Genomic DNA, 21,313 nt, shown 5'->3' on the forward strand with positions numbered 1-21,313 from the left:
CCTATTATTTCTCAACTTTTAACGTCTTCAAATATGCATTTAATGCATCAACTTGGGCATCCGTTAAATTTCCATATTTGCCAGTCATTTTATTTCCTGGCTTCATATTTTCAGGATCTTTCAGCCATTTCTTCACATTTTCATCATTGTTTTCGGCAATGCCGGCAACCATATCGCGATTAGCGAAGTTTGCTAGGTTTGGTGCGATACGTGCAGAAGGTGGTCTACTATCATTTGATCCAACTGCATGGCAACCAATACAGCTTTTATCAAATATTTCTTTACCTTCTTGCTCTTTTGTAGAAGCTACTTCTTTTTTGCCATCAATTTTCTTCATATCAGCAATCCAATTTTTGTACTCGCTTTCATTAACAGCTTTTACTTTAAATTGCATTAATGAATGTGATGGACCACAAAATTCTGTACAAAATCCATTATAAGTGCCCGCTTTATCTGCTTTTAACCACATTTTATTTACATTATCTGTATTCGTATCCATTTTTCCAGCTAATGATGGAACCCAGAACGAATGCTTAATGTCGGCACCTTTCAAATTTAAATAAACCTTCTTACCTGTGGGGATAACTAAATCTTGAGAAGTCACTATCTTTTCTGATTTATAAGAAAATTCCCACCAATAAAGATTCGCTGTTACATCAACAACGATTGTGTCTTTATCGATATTCTTTTTCTCCATTGCACTTACATCAGCAAGTTTGAATGTATATGTAACCGTTGGAACAGCTAATATCAATAAAAGTATAATTGGAATAACTGTCCATATAATCTCTAGTTTGTGATTTCCTTCAACTTGCTGTGGAATGTAATCCTCCTGCCCTTTCCTTTGTCGGAAACGCACAATTACATACAAGAAAATAATAGTAACTACCAATACTACACCTACCATAATTGCACTTGCTAACAACAGTAAATCATATTGCATTTTCGCTACTTCACCTTGTGGAATTAAAGTAGATTGAAAGGCTTTACCGCATCCCCCTAACAGTAAAGCCATCAGTGAAACGAACGAAAACAGTCGCCACTGTTTCTTCATACAAACAACCCCCACTTTCTTTGTGAATTAGATTATACTTTATAATAAGTAAAGTAAATCTCAACGTAAAGAAATCCACTCGTGTCGTTGTCTTAGAAGAATGTAACTACAATCATTGACACAAATAAGATTGTCAAATAATTCAAGGAGTAGACAAACATTTGAACGGACCATTTGATGTCATCTTTCTTACGGAATCCATAGAATCCCAAAACAATCCATCCGATGTTAAGCAATGTTGCAATTACCATAAATGTTATGCCAAGCCCACTCATATAAAATGGTAATGGTAATAAACATACTGTCCAAATCATAATTTGGCGTTTTGTAATATCAAATCCATGAACAACCGGAAGCATTGGAATTCCTGCATTTCGATATTCATCAACACGCTTCATCGCTAAAGCGAGAAAATGTGGGATTTGCCAAATAAACATAATTAAGAATAACATCCAAGCGATTGGATGATCTAAGCTAGGATGAATTGCCGCCCAACCAATTAAAGGCGGAACCGCTCCAGATACGCTACCTACCACTGTATTTAGCGTATATGCTCTTTTTGTCCATAAAGAATATAAAACGACATATGTGAAAGCACCAATAAAACCTATAGATGCTGCCATCGCTGTTGTCAATAACAAAAATACAAATCCAAGAAGTAATAAAGTAACACCTAACGTTAATACAAATCCAGGTTTATATTTTCCTGTTACCGTCGGACGATTTTTTGTCCGCTCCATTAAGTGATCAATATCGCGATCAATATAGTTATTTAAGCTACATGACCCTGCCATAATGAGTGCGGAACCTACGATTGTAAAGAACATTTTATCTAAATGCTCTAAAGCATTCAACCCATTAAAATGTAGCGCTAACCAAAATCCAGTAAATACAGTTAATGTATTTGAATTGACAATCCCCATTTTAACGAGCGCTAATAAATCTTGGACACGCGTTGTCTCCGGTACATCTGTTACAGCTGACTCATCATGCAGTTCACTTGTTGCATGGTTCATCATTTCAACCCCCTCTTAAAACATTCGTCCTTCTTCTGTGCTTAGACTCTCTAAAGCAGTACGCTTCTATATAGCTATATTATTACAATAGAAATATTGTTAACTCATTCCACTGCTACTCTACGCTCATACTCCCATATATTAAATCATATTTCCCAAACATTTTGTGAAGAAAACATGAACTTTTTGTGTCGAATATTTAAAAACTTTTTCCGGTTCATCCCTATCATAACATGATATTATCCTCTATAATAAACTATTTTGTCATATTTAGCATGCATTCTCCCCATTTCTTTTCATAATAAAAGTATTTTTCACTAAAATATGTATTTTTTGATCCGTTTTTTCTTTTTGAACGCGTTTTATTCTACCTCTTCATTTCTTTGCTATTTTATTAGTTTTTATATATTATTAGGACTGTAATGCGTTTGACTCTCCAAACGCAATCGGAATGAAAATATTTTACAATAACTTCATAACAGAAAGATGGTGAAAAAGATTGCAACGCTTTATTAAATGGTTAGCAGTCATTACAAGCCTAGACCTATTAGGTGTTCTACTAGGGGGAGCATTAGTTACAAAAACTGATTCTGGTCAAGGATGCGGTAAGTCATGGCCACTTTGTAACGGTGAACTTGTTCCATCTAATCTATCAATGGAAACAATTATTGAGCTAAGTCACCGTTTAACATCTGGATCGGCAGGAATTCTTGTTACACTCCTTTGTATTTTATCTTGGAAATATTATAAACATGTGCGCGAAACAAAACCGCTTGCTATTTTATCTTTTGTGTTTTTAGTTGCACAAGCATTAATGGGCGCAGCAGCTGTTGTTTGGGGACAAGTCCCTGCTGTACTCGCTATTCATTTTGGTATTTCCTTAATTTCGTTTGCTTCTGTTATTTTATTAGCGTGTCTCATTTTTGAAATCGATAAAAAATTTGATGCACGTTCTCTTATTATGGATAAAAAGATGAAATTCCATATTTATGGTGTAACAATTTACAGCTATCTTGTTGTCTATACAGGAGCTCTTGTACGTCATGAGCGTGCAAGCTTAGCATGTCCAGAATTTCCGCTTTGTAGTAAAAATCGACCATGGCCTACTCAATTACATGAATGGGTGCAAATGGGACATCGTATTGCTGCAATCTTACTATTTGCTTGGATCGTATACGCAATGATTCTCGCTATTCGTCATTATAAACAGGAACGCGTCGTATACCTTGGATGGATTACTTCATTCATCCTTGTTACACTTCAAGCAATCGTAGGAATTTTAGTTGTATATACAAACGCTAGTCTCACAATGGCATTACTGCACTCTCTCTTTATTTCATGTCTCTTTGCTGTATTATGTTATTTAGTCATGTTAGGAACTCGAAGTAAGGTAAATGCAAACCAATCGTCCTCAACAGAAAACAAACGATTCTTTTCATAAAGAAAACGAGCTGCGATCAAGCAGCTCGTTTTCTTTATGTTTATGATTTACAACGACGAATCCATGTTAGATAAAATCAACTGACTTGTAGTTGCTTTTATCATTATTGTTCCAATTCAATTAATAAATCTCCTGTTTGAATTGCATCTCCATCTTTCACGTACACTTTCTTCACTTTTCCATTGAACGGCGCTTGAACAGTTGTTTCCATTTTCATTGCTTCTGTAATTGCCATAGAATCACCTTTTTTCACTTCATCGCCTTCATTCACAACAACTTTAATAACTGTCCCTGGCATTGTTGCGCTAATGTGATTTGGGTTCTCACGATTTCCTTTCACGCGTTGTGCAACTGTCGCCTTAATACTTTCATCCTTCACAACAATTTCACGAGGTTGCCCATTAAATTCAAAGTAAAGTACACGCGTTCCATCTGGTTGTGGTTCTCCAATTGAAACTAATTTCACCATCAATGTTTTACCACGTTCAATTTCAACACCGATTTCTTCTCCAAGTCTCATACCATGGAAGAATGTTGGAGTATCAAGCACAGATACATCTCCATAAAGTCCTGCAACCTTCTCATAATCCATAAATACTTTTGGATATAACGCATATGCAACAACATCAAAAATTGTTACTTCGCGTCCTAGCTTATGGAATAACTCTTCTTTTAAAGCATCAAAGTCCACTGGTTCTAATAATTCACCTGGTCTTACAGTTAATGGCTCTTTTCCTTTTAAGATAATTTTTTGTAATTCTTTTGGAAAACCACCATATGGCTGTCCAAGATCACCAGAGAACATCTCAACAACTGAGCTTGGGAAATCTAAAGCATGGCCACGTTCAAAAATATCTTGTTCAGTCAAATGGTTTTGTACCATAAACAATGCCATATCCCCAACAACTTTTGATGATGGTGTTACTTTTACAATATCCCCGAACATATCATTCACACGGCGATACATCGCTTTTACTTCATCGAAACGATCTCCTAATCCAACTGCTTTCGCTTGTTGTTGCAAGTTACTATACTGACCGCCTGGCATTTCATGCATATATATCTCAGTATGTGGAGCATTCATACCACTTTCAAACGGCGCATAATATTTTCGTATATCTTCCCAGTAATGAGAAAGTTTTTCTAACGATTGAATATTGACATCTGGCTGTCTTTCATTCCCACCTAATGCGTAATATAACGTATTTGCACTTGGTTGTGACGTTAAGCCTGCCATAGAGCTTACTGCTACATCGACAATATCAACGCCAGCTTCAATTGCCTTCGTATACGTTAAGATACCATTTCCACTCGTATCATGCGTATGAAGGTGAATTGGAATTGATACCGTATCTTTTAAGGCTGAAATGAGATCATAAGCCGCATTTGGTTTTAATAATCCAGCCATATCTTTAATACCTAAAATATGGGCACCAGATGCTTCTAGTTCTTTTGCTAAGTTTTTATAGTATTGCAAGTCGTATTTACTGCGCATTGAGTCATGAATATCCCCTGTATAACACATTGTTGCTTCCGCAATCTTACCGCTATCTCGTACAGCATGAATAGCAACTCTCATACCTTCAACCCAGTTTAAACTATCAAATATGCGGAAAACATCAATGCCAGCTTGCGCAGAACATTCTACAAACTTTTGAATGAGATTATCTGGATAGTTTTTGTAGCCCACTGCATTTGCTGAACGAAGTAACATTTGGAATAATACATTCGGCATACTTTCACGAAGTTGCAGTAATCGTTCCCATGGGTCTTCTTTCAAGAAACGGTATGCCACATCAAATGTAGCTCCTCCCCACATCTCTGTAGAGAATAAATTTGGTAACATTCTCGCCGTCGGCTCAGCAATTTGCATTAAATCTTTTGTACGCACACGCGTTGCTAATAGAGATTGGTGGGCATCACGGAATGTTGTATCCGTTAACAGTACACGTTTTTGATCTTGTACCCATTTTACAAGGCCATCTGCACCATGCTTATCTAAAATTTGTTTTGTGCCTATTTGGATCGGTTCATAATGTTTTACATTTGGTATACGTGCATCTGGGAAAATCGGCTTTTCTTTTTTCCCTACTCCTGGGAAACCATTTACCGTTACTGTCCCGATATAACTCAACATCTTTGTACCACGGTCTTTTCGTTTTGGGAATACAAATAATTCAGGTGATGCATCTATAAATGATGTGTCATATTCTCCTGATAAGAAATTTTTATGCTTCACTACATTCTCTAAGAATGGAATATTTGTTTTAATACCACGAATACGGAATTCTTTTAAGTTACGCTCCATTTTTGCGGCAGCTTGTTCAAATGTAAGTGCCCAAGTTGTCACTTTTACAAGTAAAGAATCATAGTACGGCGTAATAACTGCCCCTTGAAAGCTATTACCTGTGTCAAGACGAACACCGAATCCTCCACCCGAACGGTATGCCATAATTTTTCCTGTATCAGGCATAAAGTTATTGAGCGGATCTTCTGTTGTTACACGTGATTGGATGGCATAACCATGAATGATGATATCTTCTTGTTTTGGTATGCTCACAATCTCGCTATGTAAAGTGTGGCCATCTGCGATTAAGATTTGTGATTGTACGATATCAATCCCTGTAATCATCTCTGTAATCGTATGTTCTACTTGTACACGTGGATTTACTTCGATGAAATAAAAATCATCACCTTTCACAAGAAATTCCACTGTACCAGCATTTAAATAATTCACATTTTTCGTCAACTTCACTGCCGCCTGACAAATACGATGGCGCAGGTCATCCGAAAGTGATACACTTGGTGCAATTTCAACCACTTTTTGATGACGACGTTGTACAGAGCAATCTCGTTCATATAAATGAACGACATTCCCTTCTTCATCTGCTAATATTTGCACTTCTATATGCTTAGGTTTTTCAACAAATTTTTCAACATATACTTCATCGTTACCAAAAGCTGCTTTCGCTTCTGATTTTGCTCGATTATATGATTCTTCCAGCTCATTATGATTGCGAACAATACGCATACCTCTACCGCCACCACCAAGGGAAGCTTTAATAATAATTGGGTATCCATATTTTGCCGCAAATTCTTCAACATCTTCTAATGAATCCACAGGTCCATCGCTACCAGGAATGACTGGAATATTTGCTAATTGCGCCTGTGTTCTTGCTTTTACTTTATCTCCAAACATATTTAGGTGTTTACTTTTCGGTCCAATAAAAATGATTCCCTCTTCTTCACAGCGTTTTGCAAATTGAATATTTTCTGATAAGAAGCCATAACCAGGATGAATAGCATCTACATTGTTATTTTTAGCAATTTCAATAATCCCTTCAATATCCAAGTAAGCATCAATCGGCTTCTTGCCTTCCCCTACTAAATAAGATTCATCCGCTTTATATCGATGATAAGAACGGCTATCTTCTTTTGAATAAATTGCAACTGTACTTAAACCAAGCTCTGCACAAGCTCTAAATACACGAATTGCAATTTCTCCACGATTAGCTACCAATACTTTTTTAATGCGTTGCAGCTTTGTCATAATTTTCCCCCTCTACTTTCCTACCACTCTAGAGATTACATAGACATAGATACACACCCTAAAGAGCGTGAAGTTCTTCACTTTCTTTTTCAACCTATACCTAGAAAGTTTCACTTTATTTTTATACATCATACCTTATTTTTCAACAAATGATAAGTTTTCTAATCAATTTGTTTCATAAAAATAGTATAGCATACCTCTCCACATTCTAACACCCTTTTTGTATAACATATTCGAATAAAAATGACATACTTTTATTGCAAACAAACAAAAAGTATAACACTTTAACTTATAAGAAAAGAGGTTGCCCTAAAATATAACTTTTCGGACAACCTCTTTTCTGGAAATTATAATGTTGTAATACTCATCATTCTTTCACTTTATTTCACCACAACAAGATGCGGTTCCTTTTTCTCTCTTTCCGGTTCCACTTCTCTTCGTTGTTTCTCTTGCTGTTTCACATGACTACTTATATTAAATAATATGCCCATCGCAATTAAGTTTGCCGTTAAAGAACTACCACCGTAACTGACAAATGGTAAAGGTACACCAGTAAGTGGGATTACGCCAGACATACCACCAACATTAACAAACGTTTGAACACCAATTAAACTGGCAAGTCCAATTGCAATTAAACTGCCAAAAGGATCTTTACATTTTTGTGCAATTCGAAATGCGCGAATAATAATCAGTAACAAACTAATTAAAACAATCGCTACCCCGATAAAACCAAGCTCTTCAGATATAATTGCCATAATAAAATCGGTTTGCGGTTCTGGTAAATATCCATATTTTTGTATACTATTACTTAGCCCCTTACCATGTAGACCTCCTGAAGCAATAGCAACATACGAATTTATGAGTTGAAATCCATTCCCTTGTGGATCTGCAAATGGATCGAGAAACACAGCAAAACGAGCTTTTTGATATTCGCTAAGCATGTGATTCCCTATAAAATACAGAACAGGAATCCAAACGATAGAGGTTAATATAAATCGTTTTATCCATATATTAATACGAACACCTGAGCAAAGGAACATAATTCCTACCATGCCCCCAATTAATATGTCCGTTCCTAAATCATTTTGCTTTAAAATAATAAACATGATCAAACCAACAACAAACAGTGTAAGTGCGGAACCTTGAAAAACCGGCGTATCCGTCTCTTGTTTCCTTGCAAAAAAACGAGCTAATAAAATAATAATGACTATTTTCACGAATTCTGCCGGCTGTATTCCTAATATCCAGCCTTTTGCACCGTTTACCTCTTTACCAAACAAATAAGCCGCTGCTAATAATCCTATACTTCCCAAGCTCATTAATACTACAATAATTCTTTTTCTCCAAAGTCTATACGGAATAATCGAAATAAGAACGAATACGCTTCCTCCAATAGCTAAAATGAATAATTGTTTATTAAAAAAGAAGTTCGCTGGTTTATTCTTCATAATCGCAACGATGGAGCTAGCACTGTATACCATTATAACTCCCAACACACATAAAATAATAAGAGGAAGTAATAATGAATAGTCCATTCTTTTCCATATTTTTTTCATTTCATTTCCTCTTTCTATTTTCATTTTAATTATTGTTGTATTCCATATGTATATATTGTCTTCCTGCTTTATAGACAAATAAAAAGCTCAAACTGATTCAGTTTGAGCCCCTTTATTTGAACCCGTCATCATTTTTTATTTGTAAATGCTTCATGAAGTGCCGATAATTCCCGTTCAAGCTCTCCTAACATCTCTTTTCCTTGTTCTTCAGAAATAAGATCAAGACGAACCGCAAAGTCAACCTCACGGGATAAACCAAACATTTGTGTATCTAGCACTTCTTCATATAATGGACACTGCGGCATCGTAAGGTGGTCCATTTGTACCTTAATAAGTCTTAAAATCTTCTCCGCATCCGCTTGTAGAAGGGCAAGTGCCTTTTCCTGATGATTTGCTACTGTCTCAGACGCCAAATTGATTCCCTCCGTTTCCGTCCTACTCTCCTATCCTATCTATTAATATTAGCGATAGTTTTGACAAATTGCAATAGAAACATTTTTTGTGACATCCTTGTCTAATCCTATTATACTGAAAAGTGGGAGTATAATACAAATGGGGGAACAACAATGAGCGAAATTTTGTTTATTAGTGGAAAAGTTCGTTTTCCACTTACGATTGATCCAAGCGTTTGGATTTTTGATGATCGAAAAGTAGACTTAACAACTTACTTTCATGAACCACAACAAGAAACATCTGAATTAGAAACATATTTAAAGCATACTTCTGAACATTGGGATCGAGAGATTCGTGATGGAGCAGCTTTCCCACCAATTCAAAAAAGCGTCAAACAATTTAAAAAGGAAAAACTGATTACAGGGACTTTCGGAATGCCATTTCAACCCTTTCTTAAAAACGCGGAAGTGATGGACGATGCGACTGAGGTAAAGATAGAAACACTCCATGATGAAATTACATTGCCGCTAGAACAAGCACAAGATGCCATTCTTGGTTTTTCAAAAGATGGGAAACCACTGAGAGAAGACGGGCCTGTTCATCTTTATTTTGGAGATGGTTCGAATCAAAATAATCCGGTTCGAAATATCCGGAAATTCATAATTATATGAGTGATATTCTGTATTCAATCACGAGTGATTCTTTTCTGTTTTGACAAAAAGGAGTAGGGATTATCCCTACTCCTTTTTACAATAAATCCGCTGCTAATTGAGCTAAATTAGATCGCTCACCTTTCACGAACTTCACATGACCGCTAATTTTTTGTTCCTTCAGTTTCTCGACCACATATGTTAAACCATTATTATATTCATCTAAATAAGGATGATCAATTTGCTGCGGGTCTCCCATTAATACGATCTTACTCTTTTCCCCTACCCTTGTTAAAATCGTCTTCACTTCATGTTTTGTTAAGTTTTGCGCTTCATCGATAATAATAAATTGATCTGGAATACTTCTTCCCCTTATATACGTCAGTGCCTCTACTTCAATTGAGCCCATACCAGCTAATATAGCATCTAATTCCCCTGGTTTTTTCGTATTGAATAAATATTCAAGATTATCAAAAATCGGTTGCATCCACGGTCTCAACTTTTCCTCTTTTTCACCTGGTAAATAACCGATATCTTTCCCAACAGGAACAATAGGCCTCGCTACAAGGAGCTTTTTATACAATCCTAAATCTTCTGTTTGCATAAGCCCAGCAGCTAAAGCGAGCAACGTTTTCCCTGTCCCCGCCTTTCCTGTTAAAGTAACTAACGGAATATCTTCTCGCAACAACAATTCTAATCCCATAATTTGCTGTACATTGCGCGGACGTATTCCCCAAACTTGTTCATTATGAAACACTAACTTTTTCACTTTTTTCCCTAAACTATCTACAATTCCAAGCGCAGAGCTTGATCCACCAAGCGCATCTTTCATCACAATAAACTGATTGGGATAAAACGGATGATTCGCAATTTCCGATAAAGGAAGTTCTCCTTTTTCATAAAAATAATCCAATTGTACTTTTGATATGTAACCTTCTAAAAAACCCGAATATATATTCTCCACTTCAATAACTCGATCGCTTAAATAATCTTCAGCTTGCAGTCCTAAGGCGTCCGCCTTCACTCTGACGAGGACATCCTTACTGACTAAAATAACTGGCTTTCCATCCTCTTTTTCTTGCTCTTCTAATGATAAATTTTTTGCCACTGCTAAAATGCGATTATCATTTGTTTTTTCTACAAAAATGTCTTGCAGTTGAACAAATGAACGATGATTTAACTCAATCCGAAATGTCCCTCCATTTTCAAGAGGAATACTGTCATATAACTTTCCAAGTTCACGAAATTTATCGATTAACTTAGATACATAGCGAGCATTTCGTCCAACTTCATCCATATAGCGCTTTTTCGAATCAACCTCTTCTAATACAACTGCTGGAATCACTACTTCATTTGTTTCAAAAGAAAAAATAGATAACGGATCCTGTAAAAGTACATTCGTATCTAACACGTAGATTTTATCCAACCTGTTACCCCCTGACTCCACTTTTAAGTTTGTAGAACAAGGGTTTCATCCATAATAATATGGACGAACCATTGTTATAATTATATGTACCGTACAAACGAGGTAGAATCGAAATTCATATAAATTTAATTTTTTCTTCCTCTTCAATTTAGAAAACAAATCAAAATTTATAACCTATAAGAAGACAAAAGTTATCTATTCACTCGCTGAAAAGAAGAAGGTACACATAATCGCCTTTATAATTCTTTCATACCCGTCAGCACTTGATGATCTAATTGTTTAGCCGCTCGTAAATCATATGTCTTCTCAAAAGTTGGTTCAGTAGCAAGCCTTGCCCCATAAAACATCACATCACGAACCTCTTTTATCGCTACCTCTATCACTGTTAATTTCAAAGGAATTCCTTCCATCTTTTCAGTTATAAATTTTGCCTCGCCGCTTATGGAAAATACGGATTCATTCGCCATGATTGTGAATACAATTCCTGTATTGTGACGCAAATTTTCTACAATACGCGAGCGCTGATCAACAGCAAAACGAATACTTTCTTCACTCATTGCATATATCCATGAAATAGCACTTACATTGGGAATCTTTTTTTCAAAATCAACTGTAGCAACTGTAACAATATTCTCTCTACGTAAAATTCGTATGAAAGATTCCGATAATTTAAGCTCCACTATATTCGCCATATTTCCACCTCCAAATGTTTCCTATCTTTAGGATAACTTATTTTTAGAATTGCGAAAATATTATTTTTTTCCTCTATATCTCAAAAACATTGAACTTACATGATATACTTATATCGATAGAATTTGTATTGAGGTGACGAAATGAGAGTCAAATGCATGATTTGCGATAAAAAAGATAAGCTAGATGATGAAAATCCTTTGGCTAAAAAGCTTCGTAACCGCCCAATTCATACATATCTGTGCCCAGAATGTACAGAACGTATTGCAGAACGTACAATGAAACGCCACGCAACCGGAAAGTTTCATTTATACCAAGATAAAACAGTAGAAGATGAGTGGTAACATAAATAAGTCCTTAATCATTCAGATAAGGGCTTATTTATATTTCTCTGGTTCCCGATTGGTGAAGCCTCATAATCAGTGGGGGATGAAGAGAACCACACTGATTAAAGTTTCACTTTATCTAGTCTATAAAACAATCGATTAATTCTAACGGAAACCTCGCATAACCCATTTCTTTCTCTTTTTCATACGTAACTATATACATCTCTTCTCTTTTTTCTACTTTCACATTCTTTAATTGATGATCTTCATATAATATGTTGTGAAATAGCTCATAGGTTTCTTGCGCAGCTATATCATCTGGTCGTGCTTCAACAATTATTTTGATTGTTAACCAGTTGTATAATGCATCTTGTACGGAATGCATGAAGTTCCCCTCCTCTTAACTTACTTTTTGTTGTTTTGCTTGTCGCAGGCGCAGTTTATAAATTCCTAATACAATTATCGCTACAACAAGCCCTTCCCCAACTGGTAAAAAAACAGCAAAAAATGTAAGAACGGTGCATCCAATCGCTAACAAAGCATAAATAACAACATTTTTTAATACCGATAACTTCCTCGCAAACCCTAAATGATAAACAATGGCACTTAAAACGATAATAGTGCCGTAAAGCATCCACATTCCCATTTTAGGATTTACATCTACTTGATATAGCTTTGCAAAAAAAGACATTTTCTCAAGCATCCTCTTTTCTCCCCCTACTAACAACAAAAATCGCGTTCTTCTAGTTTTTATTATATTTTCCACTACCTACTATAAGAGTACCTTGCAACAAAAATACTGTCCACTAAAAAGAGTAAATTTTCAAAAAATAACCCTTAAAAAAAGAGCCGTCTTTTGAAAAGACAGCTCCTTCTCTTACGCTTCTACAGATTTCTTTCTCTTCGCAGCTTTTTCACGTTCATTTTTATCTAGAATTTTTTTGCGCAGACGAATAGATTCTGGCGTTACTTCACAATACTCATCATCATTTAAATACTCTAATGATTCTTCTAATGTCATAATGCGTGGTTTTTTCATTGTTGAAGTTTGATCTTTTGTTGCAGAACGAACGTTAGTTTGTTGTTTCATTTTTACAATGTTAACCGTTAAATCATTTTCACGTGTATGCTCTCCAACAATCATACCTGTATATACTTCTGTACCAGGTTCAACGAAGATGACACCGCGATCTTCAACTTGCATAATACCGTATTGTGATGCTTTCCCTGTTTCGAGTGAAACGAGAACACCTTGACGACGTCCACCAACTTGTCCAGCATGTACTGGTTGATAGCTGTCAAATGTGTGGTTCAAAATACCATAACCACGTGTTAACGTTAAGAATTCTGTTGTATAACCAATTAATCCACGTGCTGGTACCATAAATGTTAGACGAACTTGACCATTTCCGTTATTCACCATATCTAACATTTCACCTTTACGAGCTCCCATAGATTCCATAATGGAACCAGTGTATTCTTCTGGTACATCGATTTGTACGCGCTCTACAGGCTCACATCTCACACCATCGACGTCTTTAATAATTACTTCTGGTTTTGATACTTGTAATTCATAGCCTTCACGACGCATATTTTCAATTAAGATTGACAAATGTAATTCCCCACGGCCAGATACAATCCATGCATCAGGAGAGTCTGTATTCTCTACACGTAAACTTACATCTGTTTCTAATTGCGAGCGAAGACGCTCTTCGATTTTACGAGATGTAATATATTTTCCTTCACGACCTGCAAATGGGCTGTTATTTACAAGGAACGTCATTTGTAATGTCGGCTCATCAATACGTAATAAAGGTAGAGCTTCTTGATGTTCAATCGGACATACTGTTTCCCCAACGTTAATGTCTTCCATACCAGAAACAGCTACTAAATCGCCAGCTTTTGCTTCTTCAATTTCTTGACGTTTTAATCCCATGTAACCAAAGATTTTTGTTACGCGGAATTGCTTCACACTTCCGTCAACCTTCATTAAAGCAACTTGCTGTCCTACCTTCATTGTACCGCGGAATACGCGCCCAACTCCGATACGACCTACATAATCATTATAGTCAAGAAGAGCTACTTGGAATTGCAATGGCTCATCGCTATTATCGATTGGTGCTGGAATATGATTGATAATTGTTTCAAATAATGATTTCATATTCTCTTCTTGATTTGCTGGATTTGGATCCAAGCTTGCTGTTCCGTTCATCGCTGAAGCGAATACAACCGGGAACTCTAATTGATCTTCATTTGCACCTAGCTCAATGAATAAATCTAATACTTCATCAACAACTTCTTCTGGACGAGCAAAGTCGCGGTCAATTTTGTTTACAACAACGATTGGCGTTAAATTTTGCTCAAGTGCTTTCTTTAATACAAATCGTGTTTGTGGCATACAACCTTCATATGCATCAACAACAAGTAAAACACCATCAACCATTCGCATGATTCGTTCTACTTCACCACCGAAATCAGCGTGTCCAGGTGTATCTAAAATGTTAATTCGTTTATCTTCATAGTGAATCGCTGTATTTTTCGCTAAAATCGTAATACCGCGTTCTCTCTCTAAATCATTCGAATCCATTGCACGTTCTTCTACATGCTCATTTGCACGGAACGTTCCCGCTTGACGTAATAACTGGTCAACAAGTGTTGTTTTACCATGGTCAACGTGGGCAATAATTGCTATATTACGTAAATCTTGTCGTTTTTTCAACATGTCCAACTCCTAGTGTCTTTTTAATCCTTCTCTATTATAAGAGCGAAGAGGATATAATGGCAATCAAAATAAAATCAAGAATAAAAATATAGTTGTATTCTTACTTTTGTGAAAGTAAAATAAAATTGGAGGGTGAAGATATGGAACACATTCAGTACCGCTTTTTATTAACAGCTATTATCGGTGTTATTTTCTTAATCGGCATTGGTATTATGATTGCTGAAAATAGTCCCATTGGTATTATTATTTGCATTATTGGTACATTTGTTACAGTTGGATACGGCTTTATAACAAAACGAAAAATGCGCAAATCACAATAACGTGAAAAAGTAAGAAGCTTTCTATAGCCTCTTACTTTTTTTGTTATTGTGATACAAATGGTAATAATTCATCATATACGCCAGGTTTCGCCACTAGTACACTACTTTTTTCTACAATAGAAATTGGTGTCCCAGTAAATGTTGTCACTTTGCCACCAACTTCTTCAACAATAATTTTCCCACCACCAAAATCCCAAGGAGATAACCGCGGCGTTATATAAGCATCCAACCTTCCAGTTGCCACATAGACCATCTCTAATGCCGCACAACCATACGAACGTGTTCCTCTTGCCTTTGTAACAAGCTGCATCATTTTTTCCATATGAAGCAACGGGTTATCAGTAAGCCATGTCGCATTTAAAGCAACTATGCTACTTTCTAACGCTCCTTCTTGTAACATCGGAATAGATACACCATTACAAAACGCTCCTTCCCCTTTTACAGCATGGTATAACTCATCATGTACGGGATCATAGATAAGGCCGATTATTCCGATACCGTTCTCATAAATACCAATCGAAATAGCAAAATTTCGTTTTTGATGAACAAAATTCATCGTACCATCAATTGGATCAATTAACCAAACAATCCCATTAGAAGAAGTGACTTCATCCCCATACCCTTCTTCTCCTAAAATATAATGTTCTGGGAATGTTTCTTTAATTTTCCCAATAAAAAATTGTTCTATTTCCCGATCCATATTCGTTACTAGATCGGCCGCATTTGACTTTGTTTCAATGATAAGGGCTTGTTTTAGCGATGCCCTTAAGCTCGCTCCTGCTTCTCGAACCCACTGTTTTGCATGTGTATCAATTTCTTTCCATACCTCTTGCATATTTTAAACACTCCGATCTATACTGTTCACAGAAAAAACGAACCCTTTATAAGGTTCGCACCAACTTAATTTTTATACATATACTATTATTACGCTTCTAAACGAATCATTTCAAGTCTTAAGACTTCCAATTTTTGGACACACTCTTCTTTTTTCTGATTGTCATTTTCCATCATCGCATCATATAACGTTGCTAATTCATAATCTAACTCTAATCTTAATACCGGAATTCTTTTTTCTGCATCTGTTCTCTTTAATGCATTAATCACTTGTCTCATAGTATTTGCCTCCTCCCAATATTCGTCTGCCCTCGGACTAGAATTAACTTAATTTTCTGATTTTTTGTTTTATACTATACTATGTTGGATAAAGTATCTATGCAACAAATTTATATTTTTTTACCGATTTTTTTGTGCTGTTCTTTTTATGAATCGTACAAGCTATGCTAAAATAAAAACAAACTAGGAGTTGGAGGAACGATTATGACATTACAAACTTTTCAATCAGCTGACTTTGCTGTCTTTTCAGTTGACGGTCTTGAAAGACGTATGAATGCAATCAAAACACATATCCAGCCAAAATTAGAAACATTAGGGGAACAATTTTCCCATTACTTATCTGACCAAACTGGCGAACCTTTTTTCTATCATGTTGCCAAACATGCACGTCGCAAAGTCAATCCACCAAACGATACTTGGGTTGCTTTTTCAACAAATAAACGCGGCTATAAAATGTTACCACACTTTCAAATTGGCTTATGGGGCACCCATGCTTTCATATACTTTGGTTTAATCTATGAGTGTCCACAAAAAGAGGTGGCGGCTCATGCCTTATTAGAACATTTAAATGATTTAAAAACAAATATACCAAATCACTTCGTTTGGTCCATTGACCACACTAAACCAGATGTTCTACCACATGACACATTAGAATCAAAAGAATTACAAAAAATAATTGAACGATTAGCTACTGTAAAAAAGGCTGAGTTATTAGTTGGAATTCATATAGCGCCAGAGGAATTTTCATCTATGACAAATGAACAATTTCAAACTAAGATTGAATCGACGATCCACTCACTCCTTCCTTTATATAAGATTTGCAATCGATAGTAGAAAACGGACAATTGCTATTGTCCGTTTTTAGTTGTTATCATATTATAGCACTCTAAAATTTATTTTTCAAAATTTTTTTACATTTTAACAATCTTATGCTCTTCTGTATCTTTCCCTTTTTGTATCGTACGGTATATTGAATAACCACTTACTTCCTGAAATTCTTTATCAATTTTCTTTTCTTCAGCTTTGGATGGAACAATTCTTTTGAACTTGCGATATAAATCCATCAATTCTTCTTTAACAATTCCTTTTTCATTTGCTTTTTCTATCGCCTCATAAAATTTCACAACAGTAATCATCTCTTCATTCGACCAGTCATAATCAAGTGGATATTGATATTCCATATTTACACCTCATCTATCTTTATTGTTCTGTTATTATGCTACCGTAAAGACTACAATTTCATCCGTGATATAGCCTCTTTGCATTATACACTATTTTGCTAGTCTAAGCTGTCATTATATCCATAAACTGTTTCGGTATATATCCCCTACTTTATATTTTAAATCCATACAGTTAAAAATAATATTTTTCTATACATCTATAATTATTGGTGATATAATGCTTTTGTTTTATAGAAAATAAAATGATACTTCCATTTTTTATGAGTGGTAAGTCAAACAAATCTAGTTCTTGAGAACGATGATATAACAAAACATCTTCTAATAGAACAGAGTCACATAAAACAAATCAAAATAAATAAAAGAAGGGGTGTATAGATTGTCCCAATACAAAACACCATTGTTTACCGCTTTAGTAGAGCACAGTAAGCGAAATCCAATTCAATTCCATATTCCTGGTCATAAGAAAGGACAAGGAATGGATCCTGTATTTCGTGAATTTATTGGGCATAATGCATTAGCAATTGACTTAATTAACATTGCACCGCTTGATGATTTACATCACCCAAAAGGTATGATTAAAGAAGCACAAGATTTAGCCGCAGCAGCGTTCGGTGCAGATCATACGTTTTTTTCCGTTCAAGGTACAAGCGGAGCAATTATGACAATGGTGATGAGCGTATGTGGTCCCGGAGATAAAATTCTTGTACCACGAAACGTTCATAAATCTGTAATGTCAGCCATTATTTTCTCAGGTGCAAAACCAATTTTCATTCATCCTGAAATTGATGCGAAACTTGGTATTTCACATGGTATTACCATACATTCTGTAAAAAAAGCACTCGATGAACATCCCGATGCGAAAGGATTACTTGTAATTAATCCAACATACTTTGGATTTGCCGCAGATTTGCAGCAAATTGTTGAATTAGCCCATTCCTATGAAATACCTGTACTAGTTGATGAAGCTCATGGTGTCCATATTCATTTCCATGATGAGTTACCGATGTCAGCGATGCAAGCTGGCGCAGATATGGCTGCAACAAGTGTGCATAAACTAGGTGGCTCTTTAACACAAAGTTCCATTTTAAATGTAAGAGAGGGCCTTGTAAATGTAAAGCATGTCCAATCCATCATTAGCATGCTTACTACAACATCGACTTCTTATATTTTATTAGCTTCCCTTGATGTTGCAAGAAAACGACTGGCAACAGAAGGAAAAGAGTTAATAACAAAAACAATAAAGCTAGCTGAGCGTGTTCGTAATGCTGTAAATCATATTGAACATCTTTATTGTCCTGGAAAAGAAATGTTAGGTACCGACGCAACATTTCGTTACGATCCAACGAAGCTTATCATATCTGTAAAAGACTTAGGAATTACAGGCCATGAAGCCGAGTTATGGTTAAGAAAACACTATAATATTGAAGTCGAGCTTTCAGACCTATATAACATTCTATGCCTGATTACACTAGGAGACACGGAAGACGAGACAAATGTACTCATTGCAGCTCTACAAGAACTAGCCACAACATTTAAACATCGTGCAGATAAAGGCGTTCAAGTACAAGTAGAAATCCCAGAAATTCCTGTACTAGCCCTTTCTCCACGAGATGCTTTTTATTCAGAAACAGAAGTTATTCCGTTTGAAGATGCTGCTGGCCGCATTATAGCTGATTTTGTAATGGTTTATCCACCAGGGATTCCAATCTTTACTCCAGGAGAAATTATTACACAAGAAAACTTAGATTATATCCAGAAAAATTTAGAAGCTGGATTACCTGTTCAAGGTCCAGAAGATATGACACTCCAAACATTGCGTGTCATTAAGGAATTTAAGCCTATCAGTTAGTTGATAGGCTTTTTTTTCACCATTTCCTCTTTCATTCATACGCTATTACAGAATGTAACGTATAGGTGGGATACCATTATGATTGTGATTGGTCGTTCTATTGTACATCCTTATATCATGAATGAAAATGAATCATTTGCTAACGAAAAACAACAAATGTTATCTATCATGACTGGAAATCAAGAAGTATACTCCTTTCGGACAGTCGCTGAACTCAACTTTGATTTAAATATAAGGATGCATATTATTACCTCTGCATTGGAACTTTTTCAAAGTGGATTTCAGTTCCGTACATTCGTGACATCTTTTTGTAATGAAGAATATTGGCAACGAACAGCGCTAGGAGGATTTCGATTGCGTCCCGGTGTATCATCTTCTATTGCCATACGAGATATTTTTAAAAATGGGAAAATGTACGGAACTGAATGTGCAACAGCAATGATTATTATATTTTATAAAGCATTGTTAGAGCTATATGATGAAGAAATATTCAACCATTTATTTGCAAACCTTCTATTATATACATGGGATTATGATCGTGATTTAAAATTAATGACAAAGACAGGTGGAGATATTGTACCAGGTGATTTAGTCTACTTTAAAAATCCTCAAGTGAATCCTGCTTCTATCGAATGGCAAGGAGAAAATGCAATTTATTTAGGTAACTCTTTTTATTACGGTCATGGAGTTGGTGTAAAAACAAAAGAACAAATCATTTATCTGTTAAATGATAGAAGAATCCCCTCTGCTTTTATTTCAGCCTATTTAACCGATTTTATTACGCGTATAGATAGTCGCATCATGAGTCAATATGCTTCTCATCCCCCGCCACAAACCTCACTAGGATTTATCCCGATTAGAGACGATGCAATTGTAGCAACTATCGGACACACAACTACCATCTATTAAAAAAGCGTCTGCATACGCAGACGCTTTTTTCTACTATTAAGCTTTTACATGTTGCTTATGGTCACATTTACAATGAGATCCACATTTGCCGTAAAGTACTGTCGTTTTTTCATCCTCAAAATGCGCGATTGTTTCTTCACAAACTTGGCATACGATTGTTCCCATCTTCTTTTCCCCCTAAGTTTCTTTCATACTGTTATATTGAATTCTTTACACGTTCTATATATTATTGGGCTTTTGCATGTTCCTTGTGATTGCATTCGCAATGAGACCCACATTTCCCATAAAGTACTGTTGTTTTTTCCTCTTCAAAGTATGCGATTGTACTTTCACAAATTTGACATACAATTGTTCCCATTTTTCTTTCCCCCTAAGTTAATGGTCCTAAAAACTTTTCTAGCTGCCAAATTTATATACTACTGGGCCTTTGTATGTTCCTTGTGACCACATCCGCAAGATCCACATTTGCCGTAAAGTATTGTTACCTTTTCATCTTCGAAGTGTGCGATTGTATTTTCACAATCTTGACATACGATTGTTCCCATTTTTCTTTTCCCCCTAAGTTTGTAATCCCAAAAACTTTTTTGTAACCGCTTAACTTTCTGACTTCATTTTAATATGTTATACTTTTTAAGTCAATAGGTTTTTAGTATAACACATTAAAAATTTTTATTTCATATTAGTATGAAACAATCATACAAAAAACAGCCATATTTCATACGACTGTTTCTGTTTTTCATTCTTCATACTCAGCATGTACAGAGGAAGTTTGTGGAACAAGAAATTTAAAAAATTGTGCTAAATCATTCGCTTCTACTTCTGATGCCAATTTAAATATTTCTTGTAAATGTTGGGTATTTTCTACATCATCTGGTCCAAGAAGTGTTGCTCGCCCCGTCTGCATACAAACGACAAGTGGTTTTCCAAAAAACATATTTGTATAAATAACTCCAAAATCATAGCGATTTTCATGCGTCATAAATCCTAAAAAGCGTATATGGACATTCTCATGTTCATCATACAATTTCTCGAACATCTTACTGCTCCTTTCTAAAGACCATTTCCTTCCCGTATATATTACACGAAAAAAAGCAATAACCTTTTAATTGTCAAAAAA

General features: G+C 35.7%; 24 protein-coding genes. 7 read left to right on the plus strand and 17 right to left on the minus strand.

Annotation, left to right across the window (positions count from 1 at the left end):
- Window positions 1-4: 4 nt before the first annotated feature.
- Window positions 5-1,054 carry a cytochrome c oxidase subunit II gene (coxB, locus tag MR063_RS00760; protein ID WP_242192808.1) on the minus strand — a complete coding sequence of 350 codons (1,050 nt, stop codon included), beginning with the start codon at window positions 1,052-1,054 and terminating at the stop codon, window positions 5-7.
- Window positions 1,055-1,146: 92 nt separating this feature from the next.
- Entirely contained in the window at window positions 1,147-2,070 is a 924-nt protein-coding gene (cyoE, locus tag MR063_RS00765) for a heme o synthase (protein ID WP_242192810.1), read from the minus strand.
- A gap of 499 nt (window positions 2,071-2,569) precedes the next feature.
- On the opposite strand from cyoE, the gene MR063_RS00770 reads away from it, so the two are divergent.
- On the plus strand, window positions 2,570-3,511 hold the full coding sequence (locus tag MR063_RS00770; RefSeq protein WP_242192812.1) for a COX15/CtaA family protein: 942 nt from the start codon (window positions 2,570-2,572) through the stop codon (window positions 3,509-3,511).
- A gap of 103 nt (window positions 3,512-3,614) precedes the next feature.
- Here the strand turns inward: MR063_RS00770 and pyc are convergent, their stop codons facing one another.
- The 3 genes from pyc to MR063_RS00785 all read right to left on the minus strand — a co-directional run bounded on the left by pyc (window position 3,615) and on the right by MR063_RS00785 (window position 9,030).
- Window positions 3,615-7,061: a pyruvate carboxylase gene (gene pyc, locus MR063_RS00775; RefSeq protein ID WP_242192814.1), complete on the minus strand. Its 3,447-nt coding sequence runs from the start codon at window positions 7,059-7,061 to the stop codon at window positions 3,615-3,617.
- 380 nt (window positions 7,062-7,441) lie between these two features.
- A complete protein-coding gene (locus MR063_RS00780) occupies window positions 7,442-8,617 on the minus strand; it encodes an FtsW/RodA/SpoVE family cell cycle protein (protein ID WP_242192817.1) in 1,176 nt (391 codons plus the stop codon).
- Window positions 8,618-8,745: 128 nt separating this feature from the next.
- Window positions 8,746-9,030: an Fpa/YlaN family protein gene (locus MR063_RS00785; protein ID WP_242143539.1), complete on the minus strand. Its 285-nt coding sequence runs from the start codon at window positions 9,028-9,030 to the stop codon at window positions 8,746-8,748.
- A 153-nt stretch (window positions 9,031-9,183) separates the two neighbouring features.
- Between MR063_RS00785 and MR063_RS00790 the strand changes: the two genes are divergently transcribed.
- The gene (locus MR063_RS00790; protein ID WP_242192819.1) at window positions 9,184-9,681 is read left to right on the plus strand and encodes a molybdopterin-binding protein; all 498 of its coding nucleotides are present in this window, start codon (window positions 9,184-9,186) and stop codon (window positions 9,679-9,681) included.
- A 76-nt stretch (window positions 9,682-9,757) separates the two neighbouring features.
- Here MR063_RS00790 and MR063_RS00795 read toward each other — a convergent pair whose 3' ends face one another.
- Window positions 9,758-11,086: a PhoH family protein gene (locus MR063_RS00795; RefSeq protein ID WP_242192822.1), complete on the minus strand. Its 1,329-nt coding sequence runs from the start codon at window positions 11,084-11,086 to the stop codon at window positions 9,758-9,760.
- 236 nt (window positions 11,087-11,322) lie between these two features.
- Window positions 11,323-11,778 carry a pyridoxamine 5'-phosphate oxidase family protein gene (locus tag MR063_RS00800; protein ID WP_242192825.1) on the minus strand — a complete coding sequence of 152 codons (456 nt, stop codon included), beginning with the start codon at window positions 11,776-11,778 and terminating at the stop codon, window positions 11,323-11,325.
- Window positions 11,779-11,919: 141 nt separating this feature from the next.
- On the opposite strand from MR063_RS00800, the gene MR063_RS00805 reads away from it, so the two are divergent.
- Window positions 11,920-12,120, plus strand: coding sequence for a YlaI family protein (locus MR063_RS00805; protein WP_012095103.1), 201 nt, complete (start codon window positions 11,920-11,922; stop codon window positions 12,118-12,120).
- A gap of 121 nt (window positions 12,121-12,241) precedes the next feature.
- Here the strand turns inward: MR063_RS00805 and MR063_RS00810 are convergent, their stop codons facing one another.
- From MR063_RS00810 to typA, 3 genes are all read right to left on the minus strand, one after another.
- Window positions 12,242-12,487, minus strand: a complete 246-nt coding sequence (locus tag MR063_RS00810) for a hypothetical protein (RefSeq protein ID WP_242143543.1) — start codon at window positions 12,485-12,487, stop codon at window positions 12,242-12,244.
- A gap of 15 nt (window positions 12,488-12,502) precedes the next feature.
- The gene (locus MR063_RS00815) at window positions 12,503-12,805 is read right to left on the minus strand and encodes a YlaH-like family protein (RefSeq protein ID WP_242143544.1); all 303 of its coding nucleotides are present in this window, start codon (window positions 12,803-12,805) and stop codon (window positions 12,503-12,505) included.
- Window positions 12,806-12,979: 174 nt separating this feature from the next.
- A complete protein-coding gene (typA, locus tag MR063_RS00820; RefSeq protein WP_242143545.1) occupies window positions 12,980-14,824 on the minus strand; it encodes a translational GTPase TypA in 1,845 nt (614 codons plus the stop codon).
- Window positions 14,825-14,964: 140 nt separating this feature from the next.
- Between typA and MR063_RS00825 the strand changes: the two genes are divergently transcribed.
- The gene (locus MR063_RS00825; RefSeq protein ID WP_000400124.1) at window positions 14,965-15,144 is read left to right on the plus strand and encodes a DUF5325 family protein; all 180 of its coding nucleotides are present in this window, start codon (window positions 14,965-14,967) and stop codon (window positions 15,142-15,144) included.
- A 43-nt stretch (window positions 15,145-15,187) separates the two neighbouring features.
- Here MR063_RS00825 and MR063_RS00830 read toward each other — a convergent pair whose 3' ends face one another.
- Together MR063_RS00830 and MR063_RS00835 are read right to left on the minus strand one after the other, a co-directional pair.
- The gene (locus MR063_RS00830) at window positions 15,188-15,979 is read right to left on the minus strand and encodes an inositol monophosphatase family protein (protein WP_242192827.1); all 792 of its coding nucleotides are present in this window, start codon (window positions 15,977-15,979) and stop codon (window positions 15,188-15,190) included.
- An 89-nt stretch (window positions 15,980-16,068) separates the two neighbouring features.
- The gene (locus MR063_RS00835; protein ID WP_001250169.1) at window positions 16,069-16,257 is read right to left on the minus strand and encodes a hypothetical protein; all 189 of its coding nucleotides are present in this window, start codon (window positions 16,255-16,257) and stop codon (window positions 16,069-16,071) included.
- A gap of 204 nt (window positions 16,258-16,461) precedes the next feature.
- Between MR063_RS00835 and MR063_RS00840 the strand changes: the two genes are divergently transcribed.
- Complete coding sequence (locus MR063_RS00840; RefSeq protein WP_242192829.1) at window positions 16,462-17,088, plus strand: YktB family protein; 627 nt, start codon at window positions 16,462-16,464, stop codon at window positions 17,086-17,088.
- Between the two features lie 80 nt (window positions 17,089-17,168).
- Here the strand turns inward: MR063_RS00840 and MR063_RS00845 are convergent, their stop codons facing one another.
- Window positions 17,169-17,438 carry a UPF0223 family protein gene (locus MR063_RS00845; RefSeq protein WP_242143548.1) on the minus strand — a complete coding sequence of 90 codons (270 nt, stop codon included), beginning with the start codon at window positions 17,436-17,438 and terminating at the stop codon, window positions 17,169-17,171.
- A 376-nt stretch (window positions 17,439-17,814) separates the two neighbouring features.
- On the opposite strand from MR063_RS00845, the gene MR063_RS00850 reads away from it, so the two are divergent.
- Together MR063_RS00850 and MR063_RS00855 are read left to right on the plus strand one after the other, a co-directional pair.
- A complete protein-coding gene (locus MR063_RS00850; RefSeq protein WP_277927736.1) occupies window positions 17,815-19,287 on the plus strand; it encodes an aminotransferase class I/II-fold pyridoxal phosphate-dependent enzyme in 1,473 nt (490 codons plus the stop codon).
- 78 nt (window positions 19,288-19,365) lie between these two features.
- Entirely contained in the window at window positions 19,366-20,196 is an 831-nt protein-coding gene (locus MR063_RS00855; protein WP_242192833.1) for a protein-glutamine gamma-glutamyltransferase, read from the plus strand.
- A 36-nt stretch (window positions 20,197-20,232) separates the two neighbouring features.
- Here the strand turns inward: MR063_RS00855 and MR063_RS00860 are convergent, their stop codons facing one another.
- From MR063_RS00860 to MR063_RS00875, 4 genes are all read right to left on the minus strand, one after another.
- A complete protein-coding gene (locus tag MR063_RS00860; RefSeq protein ID WP_242192835.1) occupies window positions 20,233-20,361 on the minus strand; it encodes a GapA-binding peptide SR1P in 129 nt (42 codons plus the stop codon).
- A 61-nt stretch (window positions 20,362-20,422) separates the two neighbouring features.
- Window positions 20,423-20,554 (minus strand): GapA-binding peptide SR1P, encoded by a 132-nt coding sequence (locus tag MR063_RS00865; protein WP_242192837.1) that lies wholly within the window; start codon window positions 20,552-20,554, stop codon window positions 20,423-20,425.
- 58 nt (window positions 20,555-20,612) lie between these two features.
- A complete protein-coding gene (locus tag MR063_RS00870; RefSeq protein ID WP_242143553.1) occupies window positions 20,613-20,741 on the minus strand; it encodes a GapA-binding peptide SR1P in 129 nt (42 codons plus the stop codon).
- Between the two features lie 191 nt (window positions 20,742-20,932).
- Window positions 20,933-21,232, minus strand: coding sequence for a DUF3055 domain-containing protein (locus MR063_RS00875; RefSeq protein ID WP_242192839.1), 300 nt, complete (start codon window positions 21,230-21,232; stop codon window positions 20,933-20,935).
- Between the last annotated feature and the right edge of the window lie 81 nt (window positions 21,233-21,313).

The sequence above is a fragment of the Bacillus cereus group sp. BfR-BA-01492 genome, from assembly GCF_022662815.1.
In the GTDB taxonomy this organism is placed as follows: Bacteria; Bacillota; Bacilli; order Bacillales; family Bacillaceae_G; genus Bacillus_A; species Bacillus_A cereus_BD.